General features: G+C 53.2%; 15 protein-coding genes. 10 read left to right on the top strand and 5 right to left on the bottom strand.

The window, feature by feature from the left end; all coding sequences use genetic code 11:
• Positions 1 to 33: 33 nt before the first annotated feature.
• Entirely contained in the window at positions 34 to 996 is a 963-nt protein-coding gene (locus tag ACLD1Y_RS06010; RefSeq protein ID WP_429476317.1) for a UDP-glucose 4-epimerase family protein, read from the bottom strand.
• A gap of 734 nt (positions 997 to 1,730) precedes the next feature.
• Between ACLD1Y_RS06010 and ACLD1Y_RS06015 the strand changes: the two genes are divergently transcribed.
• From ACLD1Y_RS06015 to ACLD1Y_RS06060, 10 genes are all read left to right on the top strand, one after another.
• Positions 1,731 to 2,831, top strand: a complete 1,101-nt coding sequence (locus ACLD1Y_RS06015; protein ID WP_429476319.1) for a glycosyltransferase family 4 protein — start codon at positions 1,731 to 1,733, stop codon at positions 2,829 to 2,831.
• 4 nt (positions 2,832 to 2,835) lie between these two features.
• Positions 2,836 to 3,795, top strand: coding sequence for a GDP-mannose 4,6-dehydratase (locus tag ACLD1Y_RS06020; RefSeq protein ID WP_429476321.1), 960 nt, complete (start codon positions 2,836 to 2,838; stop codon positions 3,793 to 3,795).
• A 31-nt stretch (positions 3,796 to 3,826) separates the two neighbouring features.
• Positions 3,827 to 4,951 (top strand): GDP-mannose 4,6-dehydratase, encoded by a 1,125-nt coding sequence (gene gmd, locus ACLD1Y_RS06025; protein WP_429476323.1) that lies wholly within the window; start codon positions 3,827 to 3,829, stop codon positions 4,949 to 4,951.
• A gap of 1 nt (position 4,952) precedes the next feature.
• Entirely contained in the window at positions 4,953 to 5,930 is a 978-nt protein-coding gene (fcl, locus tag ACLD1Y_RS06030; RefSeq protein WP_429476325.1) for a GDP-L-fucose synthase, read from the top strand.
• Between the two features lie 315 nt (positions 5,931 to 6,245).
• A complete protein-coding gene (locus tag ACLD1Y_RS06035) occupies positions 6,246 to 6,551 on the top strand; it encodes a DapH/DapD/GlmU-related protein (RefSeq protein ID WP_429476326.1) in 306 nt (101 codons plus the stop codon).
• Positions 6,548 to 7,732, top strand: a complete 1,185-nt coding sequence (locus ACLD1Y_RS06040) for a glycosyltransferase (RefSeq protein WP_429476327.1) — start codon at positions 6,548 to 6,550, stop codon at positions 7,730 to 7,732. Before ACLD1Y_RS06035 ends, ACLD1Y_RS06040 begins: the two co-directional genes overlap by 4 nt.
• Entirely contained in the window at positions 7,729 to 8,883 is a 1,155-nt protein-coding gene (locus ACLD1Y_RS06045; RefSeq protein ID WP_429476329.1) for a glycosyltransferase family 4 protein, read from the top strand. The genes ACLD1Y_RS06040 and ACLD1Y_RS06045 overlap by 4 nt, the downstream gene beginning before the upstream one ends.
• Complete coding sequence (locus ACLD1Y_RS06050; RefSeq protein WP_429476331.1) at positions 8,880 to 10,004, top strand: glycosyltransferase; 1,125 nt, start codon at positions 8,880 to 8,882, stop codon at positions 10,002 to 10,004. Before ACLD1Y_RS06045 ends, ACLD1Y_RS06050 begins: the two co-directional genes overlap by 4 nt.
• Positions 10,005 to 11,414: a mannose-1-phosphate guanylyltransferase/mannose-6-phosphate isomerase gene (locus tag ACLD1Y_RS06055; RefSeq protein WP_429476332.1), complete on the top strand. Its 1,410-nt coding sequence runs from the start codon at positions 10,005 to 10,007 to the stop codon at positions 11,412 to 11,414.
• Positions 11,415 to 11,423: 9 nt separating this feature from the next.
• Positions 11,424 to 12,191, top strand: coding sequence for a glycosyltransferase family 2 protein (locus ACLD1Y_RS06060; protein ID WP_429476334.1), 768 nt, complete (start codon positions 11,424 to 11,426; stop codon positions 12,189 to 12,191).
• Between the two features lie 118 nt (positions 12,192 to 12,309).
• On the opposite strand, the gene ACLD1Y_RS06065 is transcribed toward ACLD1Y_RS06060, so the two are convergent.
• The 4 genes from ACLD1Y_RS06065 to rpsA form a co-directional block, all read right to left on the bottom strand.
• Entirely contained in the window at positions 12,310 to 12,543 is a 234-nt protein-coding gene (locus ACLD1Y_RS06065; protein ID WP_429476336.1) for a lipopolysaccharide assembly protein LapA domain-containing protein, read from the bottom strand.
• Between the two features lie 23 nt (positions 12,544 to 12,566).
• The gene (gene ihfB, locus ACLD1Y_RS06070; RefSeq protein ID WP_429476338.1) at positions 12,567 to 12,863 is read right to left on the bottom strand and encodes an integration host factor subunit beta; all 297 of its coding nucleotides are present in this window, start codon (positions 12,861 to 12,863) and stop codon (positions 12,567 to 12,569) included.
• 132 nt (positions 12,864 to 12,995) lie between these two features.
• Positions 12,996 to 13,280: a hypothetical protein gene (locus ACLD1Y_RS06075; protein ID WP_429476339.1), complete on the bottom strand. Its 285-nt coding sequence runs from the start codon at positions 13,278 to 13,280 to the stop codon at positions 12,996 to 12,998.
• 161 nt (positions 13,281 to 13,441) lie between these two features.
• The gene (gene rpsA, locus ACLD1Y_RS06080) at positions 13,442 to 15,133 is read right to left on the bottom strand and encodes a 30S ribosomal protein S1 (RefSeq protein WP_135287770.1); all 1,692 of its coding nucleotides are present in this window, start codon (positions 15,131 to 15,133) and stop codon (positions 13,442 to 13,444) included.
• Positions 15,134 to 15,233: the final 100 nt, after the last annotated feature.

Consider the following 15,233-nt stretch of genomic DNA (forward strand, 5'->3'; position numbering starts at 1 on the left):
ATTTCGGCTCATGGTCAAACGAACCAGCTACTTCTAATGTCTCTGAAAATGCTCAGCGGTTTTGCGCAAAGCAACCGCAATCGTGGAAGGAGGCGTCCACCCCAGAAGATCGCGAGTCTTCTTGATATCCACCTGCAAAGACCCACACAAACGCAGGCCAATACTTTTTCGTCCGATCAGTGCCAACCCCCACTTCAACAATGCAGCAGGTACAGGAACCAGCCGCGCAGGCTTGGCGAGTGCCACACCGATGCGACGTAATAATTCTGTAGTCGATAGGTCTTCATCATCGCTGACCAAAAAAATCTGGTTGGCAGCTGCGGGGTGGTGCAGACACGTAGCAATCAGATCAACCAGGTTATCCAGCGATACCAAGCTACGCTGATTGTGAATGCCTCCTAACGGCAAGACAACGCCCCTGTTCAGCCACACCATCATGCTGTGGAAGTTTGCCCTGACACCCGGACCATAAACGAGAACAGGACGAATAATGACGACCTCCATGCCCGTTTTTTCGGCAAGCTCGCGCAGTTGCTGTTCAGCCTCCATCTTGGAGATGCCATAAGGATCGCAAGGGGCGGGAACATCATCGGCCTTGTACGCTTGCCCCGGACGAGTACTTTCACCATTAACTTTTACAGTACTAATGAAGATGAAGCGTTTGACACCTGCCTGCGCCGCTTGAGCAGCCAGCATCAACGTACCTTGGACATTGACCTTTCGATATTCCGCCAATGGATCGCTGGTGGCATCGGACATCACATGAACACGCGCAGCGCAGTGGACAACAACATCCACACCCTTCAGGGGAAGCTCGCATCCGGCAAGGTAGTTTTCTGCGACCAGCACCGTAGTAGCAGCCTCGGGCAGTGCCACACCACTACGACGCACCAGCGCCAGCACCTGACAATCCTCAACGTTATCCAGATGTTCGACTAGCGCAGCCCCTACGAAACCACTGGCTCCCGTCACGAAAATTTTTTTCTTATGCCTCAACCCGTACGCTCCAAAGACCCTTGCACACCAAAACTCTACTCAGCAATCCTTGCTCTACGAAACACGCTCTAATAAAGAAGCGCTCGTAAAACTATTGTGAACTGGTCCAGTTGTTTTTGACATTTTTTTAGTACCTGCCCACTAGGTACATGCCCGCGCCCATGCCCGGATCGCCGCTATTCAATCCTTAAGACCTCTACCTCGTCCCCTGCATTACTGCTCCCGAAACGCTGGAGTTAAACACGCCAATTGACTCCCCGCACGCCAGAAGGTTTTGACCCAAGGGACACGCGCCGCTGCTGATTTGAATGCCCGGTGAATGCCTTACAGATAGGGAGGCTCTCTTCGCTCATCGCGACCGGAAGCGATGTCGAGTGAAGCGATCCCAGGAAAGACATATTTTCATAGGAATCAAAATCCGCTTTTCAATTTCCAGGCTATCGAATCCGATATCTTTTCAGGCCAACCCGAGCAGACCTCCCGCGCCCGGAGACTGTTTAAAACATCACGACCATGCTAGGCTTCGCGCAGCGCGCAGCGCCTGTTTCACGTATATAGCAGGCACTATTTCCGCGCTCACTAGATCGATTTCGGGGCTCGCGAAACACTCAATAGTTGAACATTTAAAACATTGCCATTCGCTTCAAATGCCCCTTTGAGTTTGCATTGAATCAAGCCATGACCCCAAAACCCGAATTGATTTAAATCACCCCTTTTACACATCGGATAAGAAAATGCGCATTGCTTTTGATCATCAGATATTCTGCCTTCAACAATACGGTGGAATCTCTCGTTATTTCTCTCGCATTGCAGAGCATATGTTCGCCGAGAAAAACGACGTCGGTATTTTTTCGCCACTGCATCGTAACTTCTATCTGAAGGACTTGCCTGAGGGCATTGTTCATGGTCGCAGAGCCGATCATTACCTACCGCGTACGACAAGGCTGGCATTGACCTACAACCACCTGCTCGGTCAACAATCCATGCGCGGCTGGAAGCCCCAGGTCGTTCACGAAACCTATTTTTCGCGCTTCGGCATCGCCCCCAAGGGCTGCCCGGTGGTTCTGACGATCTACGACATGATCCACGAATTGTTCCCCCAGAGCTTTTCTGCGAAAGATCAAACCACCCTATTGAAACAATGTGCCGTCGAACGTGCCGACCACGTCATCTGCATTTCGGAAAGTACCCGCCAGGATCTTATTAGGTTGTTTGATGTTCCCGAGAAAAAACTTTCCGTTGTGCATCTTGGATTCGAACAGTTCAAACCGGCAACTGGAAAGACTGATGCGCCCCAACCCAGGCCCTATCTGTTGTATGTCGGAAGTCGCCACGGCTATAAAAACTTTTCCGGCCTATTGAATGCCGTCTCAACATCAACTCGCTTGAAAGCGGATTTCGATATCATTGCCTTTGGAGGGGGCGCCTTTTCTGGCAGCGAACTGGAATTGATCAATCGGCTGGGCTTCGGCATTGATCGGGTGCGCCAGGTCGGTGGTGACGATACGGTACTGGCCTCCCTCTATGACGGTGCCAAAGCCTTCGTCTATCCCTCTCTCTATGAGGGCTTTGGTCTTCCTCCACTGGAAGCCATGGCGCACGCATGCGCCGTCATCAGCAGCGATACCAGCTCGATGCCTGAGGTTATCGGTGATGCCGGAGTCCTTTTTGACCCCACCCAAAACGACGAAATGGCGGGGGCGATAGAAAGAGTGGTTTACTCTGACAGTGAAACTGCAAGATTGATTGCGCTGGGCCGTGAGCGCCTGAATCATTTCTCGTGGCAGCGTTGTACACAGGAAACACTTTCGATCTACCAGACCTTGCAAAGGTAACGCTTTGGAATACTCAGAAAAAACAGCCCTGATTTGCGGTGTAAGTGGTCAGGACGGCGCCTTTCTTGCAAAACTTCTGCTGGATAAGGGTTACTCCGTCTGGGGAACATCTCGAGATGCGCAAGGCTCATCATTCGCCAACCTTAAGCGTCTGGATATTTCCTCAAAGGTAAAGCTACTGTCGATGGTGCCCGAGGATTTTCGCAGTGTGTTCATGGCGCTTAAACGCAGCCAGCCTGACGAAGTCTATTTTCTGGCTGGACAGTCCTCTGTCGGGTTGTCATTCGAACAACCTGCCGAAACGATCCAGAGCATTACACTGGGCACTCTGAATATGCTTGAAGCATGCAGGATGACCGAACGACCGATCCGCTTTTATCAAGCCGGGTCCAGCGAGTGCTTCGGTGATACCAATGGAGAGCCCGCCTGCGAGGATACTAATTTCCATCCACGCAGCCCTTATGCCGTGGCTAAATCTTCTGCTTTCTGGCTGGTCGATAATTATCGCGAAGCCTATAATCTTTTCGCTTGTACCGGCATCCTGTTCAATCACGAATCCGCGCTGCGCCCCCCCAGGTTTGTAACGCAAAAAATTGTGACTACAGCCAAGCGTATCGCTGCTGGTTCGAGCGAGCGCTTGACACTTGGCCGCTTGGATATTGCGCGTGATTGGGGCGCCGCCCCCGAGTACGTTGACGCCATGTGGAGGATGCTGCAGTGCGAGGAGCCAAGTGATTTCGTGATCGCTACCGGGCAGACTCACACGCTCGAAACATTCGTCAGTGAAACGTTCACGCAGCTAGGTCTCGACTGGACGAAATACGTCGATCAGTCAACGGAGTTCTTCCGACCGACAGACCTGCTGATCAGCCGTGCCGATCCGAGCAAGGCCGAACGTGTCCTGGGATGGAAAGCCCAATCATCGATGCCGGATGTCATTAGCAGCATGCTGAATGCCGTTTAACTACATATTCAAAGAATTCTAGGACGTAGACATGACCCTGAAAAAAGCGCTGATTACCGGGATCACCGGCCAGGACGGCTCGTATTTGGCTGAGTTATTGCTGGAAAAAGGCTATGAGGTCCACGGGATCAAGCGACGCGCTTCGTCCTTCAACACCCAGCGTGTCGATCACATTTACCAGGATCCGCATGTCGACAATCAGCGCTTCATTCTTCATTACGGTGACTTGTCCGATTCGTCGAACCTGACCCGTATCATTCAGGAAGTACAGCCTGACGAAGTTTACAACCTGGGCGCGCAGTCCCACGTCGCCGTCAGCTTCGAATCGCCTGAATACACTGCCGACGTCGATGCAATGGGCACTTTGCGCATTCTTGAAGCCATCCGCCTTCTCGGGCTCGAGAAAAAGACCCGGTTCTACCAAGCCTCGACCTCTGAGCTCTACGGCCTGGTACAAGAAACCCCGCAAAAAGAAACGACGCCATTCTATCCACGCTCCCCTTATGCAGTGGCAAAACTCTACGCCTACTGGATCGTGGTCAACTACCGCGAAGCTTACGGAATGCATGCCTGTAACGGCATTCTGTTCAACCACGAATCGCCACGACGTGGTGAGACATTCGTGACCCGCAAGATTACCCGCGGCCTGGCAAATATCGCCCAAGGCCTGGAACAGTGCCTGTACATGGGCAACATGGATGCGCTGCGCGACTGGGGCCACGCCAAAGACTACGTTCGCATGCAGTGGATGATGTTGCAGCAAGACGTCCCTGAAGATTTCGTGATCGCAACGGGGGTGCAGTATTCGGTTCGCGACTTCATTCGGTGGTCAGCTGCCGAACTCGGTCTCACCCTACGCTTTGAGGGGACCGGCGTAGAGGAACTCGGCATCATTGAGTCCATCGTTGGCGACAACGCTCCTGCATTGAACGTCGGGGACGTCGTGGTTCGTGTCGACCCTCGCTACTTCCGTCCAGCTGAAGTTGAAACCCTCCTTGGCGACCCAACCAAGGCAAAAACAAAGCTGGGCTGGGTCCCGGAAATCACCGCTCAGGAAATGTGCGCCGAAATGGTTCGCGAAGACCTTAAAGTCGCCCAGCGTCATGCGCTGCTGAAGAGTCACGGATACGACCTGCCGGTGTCGCTGGAGAACTAGGATGTCACGCCAATTGAGCGAGTGTGTGTTTGTTGCCGGCCACAACGGGATGGTCGGGTCGGCCATTGTTCGTCGCCTGCAAGCATTGGGTTACGCAAATATTGTGACCCGGGACAGGGCTCAATTAAACCTGCTGGATCAACATTCAGTGACAGCATTTTTTGCAGAGAATGAGATTGACCAAGTCTACATGGCGGCCGCGAAGGTAGGGGGTATTCATGCCAACAACACTTACCCGGCAGAGTTCATCTATGAAAACCTGACGATGCAAACAAACATCGTCAACGCGGCACACCAGAATGATGTACAGAAGATGCTGTTTCTAGGGTCATCTTGCATCTACCCAATCAAGGTCCAGCAGCCCATGGCTGAAGAGGCTCTGCTGACAGGTGTGCTTGAGCCAACCAACGAGCCCTATGCGATTGCCAAGATCGCCGGTATCAAGCTATGCGAGAGTTACAACCGCCAATACGGTCGTGACTATCGCAGTGCCATGCCAACCAATCTGTATGGCCCGAATGACAACTTTCATCCGGAAAACTCACACGTCATTCCCGCTCTTCTGCGCCGCTTCCACACTGCCGTCGAACAGAATGTGGACGAAGTAGTGATCTGGGGCAGCGGCTCGCCGATGCGTGAGTTTCTGCACGTCGATGATATGGCCAGCGCCTCGGTCCATATCATGGAGTTGGGGTCAGAGCAGTATGGAGCCCATACCCAGCCCATGCTCTCTCACATCAACGTCGGTACCGGTGAAGATTGCACTATCCGGGAACTCGCCGAAACCATCGCCAAGGTCACTGGATTTAGAGGCCGACTGAGTTTTGATGCGAGCAAACCGGACGGCGCACCGAGAAAGCTAATGGATGTTTCTCGCCTGGAACAGTTGGGATGGCGCGCCACAATCAGCCTCGAAGACGGGCTGCGCGACGCTTATTCATGGTTTTCCGAGAACGCCTTGCACACTCGTTCGCGCTAGCGGCAAGGCACATGGCGATGACGCCCCCAAGAGCCCATCGCCATGTGCTCATCTCATAGAGATTTCCTCTATTGCAGGAAGCAACCTCATCCCACCGGGACATTCCCGGCTGAGGCCTAGTCGGTACTTATGATCAGACACTTAATAAACATCATACTATCCCTCCTCCCCCCATCTCGAATGTTTGCAATCCGATCGACGCTTTTGCGCTGGGCCGGCATCGAGATGCACCCCTCTGTCAGGTTTTGCGGTCGCGGCTGGATCTACGGACGGGGTCGGCTGATTATCGGCAGTGGAAGCTGGTTGAGCCCAGGCGTGGTTTTTCACACCCATGAAGAGGCTGATATAACAATCGGCACTTGCTGCGATCTGGGCCATGGGATTGAATTTATTGTCGGCAGTCACGAACTTGGCTCGCAAGAACGGCGAGCTGGCAAAGGAACAGCGCGACCTATCGTCGTGGGCAATGGCTGCTGGATTGGCGCCAGAAGCATCATCCTGGGAGGAGTAACAATTGGCGACGGCGCCATAGTCGCCGCCGGCGCCGTAGTTACTCGCGACGTTCCCACCAATACGCTGGTTGCTGGCGTACCCGCTGTCATTAAAAAGGAACTGCCATGAAGCGGCCTTTGGTCTTGGTCGTGTGCAACGCATTGGATGACAAGACACGCCTTGAAAGAGGAATTGTCAGCGACAGCCCCGCGGCGTCTCGCAAGGTCCTCATGCTATGCCAGGCGCTCCGCGAAGCCGGCGCACGACCTTGCATCCTCAGCCTGGGGCGAGGACGCGCCAACGGCTCCTTCAACTACTTCCCACGCGTAGTCAAGCGAGTCGCGGGCGTACCCGTGATATACGCCCCCTTTTCACACGTCCGGTTCTTTTCTCAGTTCCTTTCGTTGTTTTTTTTAATCGGCGCACTGCTTCGACTTTCATCCAGCCAAAAGAAGGCGGTGATTTTTTATAATCGCATGAGCGCCTACTTACCGTTACTAATCACCGCCTCAGTCAGTGGTTACAAGCGCTTCCTTGATCTTGAAGATGGAGAAGTGGCAGGCCAGGAAAGCGGCAAATTGAAAGCACTGCTGGGGCGCACAACCACCTGGTTGTATGATCGCTTGTGTCCAGACGGCGCTTTACTGGCGTGCAGCGCCTTGGCGAACATGACAAGCATTCGTCCAGTCCATTGCTACTACGGATCAACCTCAACAAAGGCATTCGAGGTAAAACCGAGCACCCTCCCCCGAACAGTCCTAATGGCCGGCACATTGAATGCGGATACTGGCGCAGATCTTCTGATTGAAACCATTCGCCTGCTCCGCCAGGAGCCCAGTGACTGGGCACGCCATTTGCAATTTGAAGTGACTGGTAAAGGCGACTCGCTTGACGCCCTGCAGACACTCGCGAATGAAGACGGAACGCCAAACGTGATAGTGCATGGGCGTACAACTGACGCTCAATATGCCGATGTGTTGAATCGGTGCAGCACAGGCCTAGCACTCAAGCCGGTGGGCGGGCCGCTGGCTGACACTACGTTTCCGTCCAAGGTTATCGAGTTCGCCGAGTCGGGCCTGCTGGTCCTGAGTACGGATATCAGCGACGTACGCTCGGTACTCGGCGATGGGGCACTGTACCTGACTCGCAATGACCCCCTGGCGCTGGCACGCCTGCTCCAAACTATCGTCGAGCAGCCCGAAGAAACACTGGCATGCGCTCTACGCGGCCAACAAGCCGTCATTGCTCAATGCGCTCCGCAAAGGGCGGGCCAGGCTGTATTCAGCTTCATATTCGGAGGGCAGCCATGACACAGCAGCCAACGTTTATTACCTGGCAACCTGTGCTCACGGATCATCAGGCCTTCACCTATGAAGCCCTGTCTCTACAAGCCAAAACACCGCTGCTGGCCTACGTATTAACGATGGAGGATGCAACCCGTCGCGCACAGGGCTGGCAAGATACCCAGGTAGAGTCGATAGAACGTCGACTCGTCCCTGAGCGCGGCGGACTGCTGTATTGCTATCGCAAAATGCGCGAGCACCGACAGGACGTCCACTTGTTCGCCAGTGCATTTCAGAACCTGAAAATGCTGTATTGCCTGCTATTGGCGGTTCTGTTTCGCGTAGAGTTCTACATCATTTCGGAACCCTATTCGCCGATCGCCCAAGGTTACTTCAGCAATAAATTAGGCGTCCGTGAAAGGCTCAAGGCAGCATTGCGCCCTTTTCTTTACAAGGTTTACATGACCCTGCTCAAGCGGCGGATGTCTGGCATATTTTCAATTTCTTCTAAAGCAGTCGAGCAATACTCAAGTTCGGGCGTGACAAGAAATAAGCTGTTCCCTTTCGGCTATTTCGTCCCCTCCATTGAAGCTCGTATTCCAAACCACAAGCGCACCGAGGCGTTGAAGGTTGTCTTTGTGGGCGCATTGATTGCTCGCAAAGGGGTTGACCTGATAATTGAGGCAGTCGCCCGTTCGAAAGCACCGGTCACCCTGGATATCTATGGCCCCGGCGATGCGTCCCTGTTTGCATCCGATAGCGACAGGGTGTTTTTCCGAGGAACGATTCCGTTTGGGATGACGCAAAAGATAATAGCCACCTATGATGTACTCGTCCTACCCAGCCGATACGACGGCTGGGGCGTCGTGGTGAATGAGGCGCTGTGCGCAGGCGTCCCCGTTATCTGTAGCGATCAGGTGGGTGCTCGGGCTCTGGTCGAGCGATATGGCGCAGGAGTAGTGTTCGACGCCAATAATCCAAACGCACTGGAATCGATTATAAACGCGCTGTACGCCGACCCCGCGCGACTACCAGCCATGCGCGCCGCAACCCTTCACGCAGCAGCGGCTATTCAGCCCGATGTTGCGGCCGCTTACATGCTGGCAGTTCTTCATGCCCCCCCCCAAAGCAAGGCGACTATTGCCTCTCCTTGGTATCCGGAACAATCATTGCCATGAGCCAAGATCTCGTTCGCCTTCACCTAACCAACATTGCCGGGCTTGGCGCAGTGCAATTGATCAAGTCACTGCTGCCGGCACTGGAGCAGAATAAGCCAGTGCGCGTTGTCGAGGTTTACCTTCCCAACAGAGGGGACCTGTCGTCCTACCAGAGTGCAGACACGTCGCTGAAAACGACCCAGTACCGGCGCTACCTTCCCAATGCGTTATCACGCCTAGCTGAGTGCACCGTTCTGGGCCGACGATTTAGCGGAGAACTGCCTTTACTGGTCATGGGCGACTTGCCAATTCGCTGCAACGCACGTCAGACGGTTTTTGTTCAAACGCCTCATCTTGTGCGCCCGGAAAAGTTCTCCTGGCGCCTGGCAAAATTGAAACTGTCACTGCTCAGGTGGGTATTCCGGTCAAACCTTGAATATGCGCAAGCGTTTATAGTGCAAACATCATCGATGCGCGACGCCCTCATAAAATCGTATCCTTCGTTGCACTCGCGCGTATACGTTGTAGCGCAACCTGTTCCCGCCTGGCTGCTAACCGCCGGACTCCAACGAACAGGACGCACTAAAGCCCCTGACGCCCCCCTGCATTTGATCTATCCCGCAGCCGGATACCCGCATAAAAACCACAAGCTGCTAGCCACCCTTCATGGAAACAACCCGGCCAATTGGCCCATTGTGCATCTGGACATCACCCTCGACGAAAAAAGCAACCCCGCTCCCAACCTTGCGCAATTACGCTGCTTGGGCACACTCTCGGCATCACAGATGGTTAATGCCTATAGCACAGTGGATGCACTACTGTTTCTGTCGACAGATGAAAGTTATGGATTTCCACTTGTAGAGGCGATGTTTGTAGGGCTTCCCATTATCTGTCCAGACCTACCTTATGCACGAGTGCTGTGTGGTGATGAAGCCACCTACTTTGACGTTGATAACGCGGACTCGCTCAAGGATGCCGTAAACGAGTTGCATAGAAAGCTCTCAACCGGATACTGGCCTGATTGGAGCGAGCAGTTACGAGTGATCCCCAAGGACTGGGAGACCGTCGCGAGGACCATGCTGGATATCGCTGCCCAACCCTCTGCTGGCGCGACTAACGAATTGAATGCAAGGAAAGATTGAATGTTGATTCCGGTAATTATGGCCGGCGGCTCCGGCTCTCGCCTCTGGCCGCTTTCGCGCCAGCTCAACCCAAAACAGTTTCTCTGTCTGGCGGACAGTGAACTGTCCATGCTGCAGGCCACCATCAAACGTTTGGAAGGCCTGGATATCTGCGCGCCCCGTTTGATTTGCAACGAAGAGCATCGTTTTTTGGCTGCCGAGCAGCTTCGGCGTATAGGCCTGGAAAACACCAACATCCTGCTGGAACCAATGGGGCGCAATACAGCTCCAGCGGTGGCACTGGCCGCCCTCCAAGCCTGCGCGGACGATCAGGACCCACTTCTGCTGGTACTGGCAGCGGATCACCTGATTAAAGATGTAGCCGCATTCCAGGACTGCGTTCAACGCGCACTCCCCTTGGCAGTTGCTGGAAAGCTAGTCACCTTTGGCATTGTCGCGACTCAACCAGAAACGGGCTATGGCTATATAGAAAAGGGTGAGAGCATCGAAACCAACGGCTTTCGGGTAGCTCGCTTTGTAGAAAAGCCTGACGAGGAAACAGCCAAGGCTTATCTTTCCAGCGGAGATTATCTTTGGAACAGCGGCATGTTCATGTTTCGCGCGAGCCGTTATCTGGAGGAGCTGGGGAAATTCCGCCCCGACATCCTTGAGGCTTGCCGCCAGGCAATCGCACTGGGCGTTCAGGACATGGACTTTACCCGAGTGGGTAAAGAGGCCTTTGCGAATTGTCCAGCAGAGTCAATTGACTACGCGGTCATGGAAAAAACGACTGATGCAGTCGTTGTACCGCTCGATGCAGGTTGGAGCGATATCGGCTCTTGGGCTGCGCTATGGGAGGTCGGGACTAAAGATGCCCAAGGCAATGTCTGCCATGGTGATGTGTTAGCCGAGCAGACCAACAATACCTTTGTGCACTCCCATAGCCGCCTGGTGAGTACCGTCGGCGTTGACGACCTCGTCATTGTGGAAACAAAGGATGCGGTTCTGGTTGCCCATAAAAGCCAAGTGCAAAACGTAAAGAAAATTGTTGATCGCCTGAAAACTGAGGGCCGAACTGAGTCGTTGGACCATCGCGAAGTCTATCGACCGTGGGGCATGTATGATTCAATCGATAATGGCACCCGATATCAGGTGAAGCGTATTACCGTCAATCCGGGTGCAAAGCTGTCATTACAAATGCATCATCACCGGGCCGAACATTGGATTGTAGTAAGCGGTACCGCCAAGGTAACCAATGGCGAAAAAACGTACCTGGTTACGGAAAACCAATCAACTTACATCCCTATTGGCCAAGTCCACACCTTGGAAAACCCTGGAGTAATTCCACTAGAGCTGATTGAAGTGCAGTCCGGATCCTACTTGGGTGAAGATGACATAGTGCGCTTTGAAGACTTGTATGGTCGTACATGAGAGGTTGTCTTGAAGTTATCAATTATCACAGTCAGCTTTAACAGTGCGAGCACCATCCGAGACACAATCGAGTCAGTTCTTTCACAAGACTATGCTGACATTGAGTACATCGTGGTGGACGGTGGCTCGAAAGATGACACGCAGGCGATTGTTGAATCTTATGGGAAGTGCATCAACCACTTTGTCAGCGAGCCGGACAAGGGGATTTACGATGCCATGAACAAAGGAGTGTCTTTAGCAACCGGAGCAGTGGTCGGGATCCTGAACTCCGATGACTTCTATGAAAACTCCACCTGCGTTTCTTCTGTAATGAAAGCTTTTGAAGATCGCCCCGAGAGTGATGTGGTGTTCGGTGACGTGATATTTGTAAATCCAGCCGACTTGCATAAAGTCACACGTTTTTACCGTGGTAATCGATTCGCACCATGGAAGTTACGTTTCGGCTGGATGCCACCTCATCCAGCGACGTTCATCCGCAAAACAGCGTACGAGACGGTGGGTTTGTATTCATTGAAGTATAGGATTTCAGCTGACTATGAGTTTTTTGTCAGGCTGTTCACGGTGCACAAGCTCCGGTATTCATACCTTGATCAAGTGCTGGTACGTATGCGCTCGGGTGGCGCAAGTACCGCGGGACTCAAAAGCAGCTTGAAGCTTAACTTGGAAATCGTTGAAGCATGCCGCTCGAATGGTGTCTACACCAACATATTCATGCTTTTGTTGAAACTGCCGTTCAAACTCTACGAATTGCGCAAGCGGCCGGCAGAGGCTGCCTGATTTTCATCACGGCAAACGGAGAAGGATGGCAGAGGACTCAGTGAAGCGCCTGCTACGCCAAAGGTATATCGACTCCAGCGTGCTCACCCTAACAGTATGGGCTCATCTTCATTGAGCCCTATGCGCCCTGCTTACGATGCCCCAAGCGCCCAACCAGCGCTCCTAGCAACGGACCAATCAGCATTCCCACGATCAACGCCACCGTGATGAACACAGCTACCGGGAACTGTGCTGAACTCCAGCCCAGAAACGACAAGGACACACTGTGCTGGTTCTCCAAGACAAACGCGAGCACCGCCAGGACCACCAGCAGGACAGCCAATACCAGCAAAATACGTTTCACACTCCGCATACCTAACTCCTACTTCATATGACTCAGACGACTGTTTCTTCGTCTTCGTTCACCCGATCACGCAACTCCTTGCCCGGCTTGAAGTGAGGTACGAACTTTCCGTCCAGACTCACCGACTGCCCAGTCTTAGGATTCCGTCCAACCCGTGGCGCACGGTAGTGCAGCGAAAAACTCCCAAACCCGCGAATTTCAATCCGATCGCCGGTCGCCAGGCACTGGGACATTTGCTCAAGCATGGTCTTGATAGCCAGCTCCACATCCTTGGATGAGAGCAGCCCTTGATGGGTGACAATTCGTTCGATCAACTCCGACTTCGTCATAATTTTCCCTTCTTTTTCAAGCAGCTAGGAAAAGCGCTTCGAAGGTTTTAGCATGACTTGATGAATTTGAACAGCCCATACAGCAACTTATATACAGGTTAGATAGATACCTGCAATACCCGCGTTACAAGCTCAATTGCAGATCACCAGCATGGTGCGGGTTACGGCGCCGGCGGGGTTCCAGCCGAAGAGGTAGTCGCCCTCTTCGTCCTTGGCGTCGCTGGACCTTGTGATCACCTTGTAGCCCTGCTGCTTGCACTCTCTGGCGGCACGGCTTTCGCACTTACCCCAGTTGTTGCCCAGGCCTGAGCAATCGACCTCAATGCCGCTGACGCCGCGCCTGGCATGGGTCTTTGCACTGGTAACAGAGCAGCCTGCAAGCGTTAACACTACGAATACTACGATAAGCCTGTTCATTCAGATCCTTACTGAGGCCACAACACGGGAGCCGCTTTTGTTAAGACTATAGTCAGTTCTGACACTGTGCTGTACGTCTTGGTTCTCGGTTGTTGGATCAAGGAATTTCAAGCACAAAAAAGGGCGACCGAAGTCGCCCTTTTTTTATGGTCTAGCAGAACTTAGTTCTGTTTTTCCATTTGTGCACGCAACAGGTCGCCCAGAGTGGTAGGACCAGCAGCGATGCTATCCGAAGGCTTGTCTTTCAAGCTTTGGATGGCTTCTTTCTCTTCAGCATCGTCTTTCGACTTGATGGAGAGTTGGATTACACGGCTCTTGCGGTCAACGCTGATGATCTTGGCTTCTACTTCCTGGCCTTCTTTCAGAACGTTACGTGCGTCTTCAACGCGGTCACGGCTGATTTCGGAGGCTTTCAGAGTCGCTTCGATATCGTCGGCCAGAACGATGATGGCGCCTTTGGCGTCAACTTCTTTCACGATGCCTTTAACGATTGCGCCTTTGTCGTTGTCCTGAACGTATTCAGAGAACGGGTCGCTTTCCAGTTGCTTGATACCCAGGGAGATACGCTCGCGCTCTGGGTCAACCGACAGGATAACGGTGTCCAGCTCGTCGCCCTTCTTGAAACGACGAACAGCTTCTTCGCCAACTTCGTTCCAGGAGATGTCGGACAGGTGAACCAGGCCGTCGATGCCGCCGTCCAGACCAATGAAGATACCGAAATCGGTGATCGACTTGATGGTGCCGGAGATTTTATCGCCCTTGTTGAACTGGCCAGAGAAATCTTCCCATGGGTTAGATTTGCACTGCTTGATGCCCAGGGAGATACGACGACGCTCTTCGTCGATGTCCAGAACCATAACTTCCACTTCGTCGCCGACTTGTACGACTTTCGAAGGGTGGATGTTTTTGTTGGTCCAGTCCATTTCAGAAACGTGTACCAGGCCTTCAACGCCTTCTTCCAGCTCAGCGAAGCAGCCGTAGTCAGTCAGGTTGGTAACACGCGCGGTTACGCGAGTGCTTTCTGGGTAACGGGCTTTGATAGCAACCCATGGATCTTCACCCAGTTGCTTCAGGCCCAGGGAAACACGGTTGCGTTCGCGATCGTATTTCAGAACCTTGACATCGATCTCGTCGCCAACGTTGACGATTTCCGATGGATGCTTGATACGCTTCCAAGCCATGTCGGTAATGTGCAGCAGGCCATCCACGCCACCCAGGTCGACGAATGCGCCGTAGTCGGTGAGGTTTTTGACGATACCTTTGACTTGTTGGCCTTCCTGCAGGGATTCCAGCAGAGCTTCACGCTCGGCGGAGTTCTCTGCTTCCAGGACGCTGCGACGGGAAACGACAACGTTGTTGCGTTTCTGGTCGAGTTTGATGACCTTGAATTCGAGTTCTTTGCCTTCCAGGTGCGTGGTGTCGCGCACAGGACGAACGTCGACCAAAGAACCTGGCAGGAACGCACGGATGCCGTTAACGTCGACAGTGAAGCCGCCTTTAACCTTACCGTTGATAACGCCCTTGACCACTTCTTCAGCTGCGAAGGCTGCTTCGAGAACAATCCAGCATTCAGCGCGCTTGGCTTTTTCACGGGACAGCTTGGTTTCACCGAAACCGTCTTCAACCGAGTCCAGAGCAACGTGAACTTCGTCACCGACATTGATAGTCAGGTCACCAGCATCGTTGTAGAACTGTTCCAGCGGGATCAGAGCTTCAGACTTCAGACCAGCGTGAACGGTTACCCAGCGAGCTTGGTAATCGATATCAACGATAACACCGGTGATGATGGAGCCTGCCTGAAGGTTCAGGGTTTTTAGGCTTTCTTCAAAGAGTTCCGCAAAGCTTTCGCTCATTTTAATTCCTGTTGATAAGGGCGAAGAATACGCCCATCTCCACACCCCAGACGGTGTGGGTCAGTTTCAGTTAAAAGAAGCCACCGCAGGACTATGACTG

It is taken from the genome of Pseudomonas sp. 18175 (assembly GCF_050432925.1).
Taxonomy (GTDB): Bacteria; Pseudomonadota; Gammaproteobacteria; order Pseudomonadales; family Pseudomonadaceae; genus Aquipseudomonas.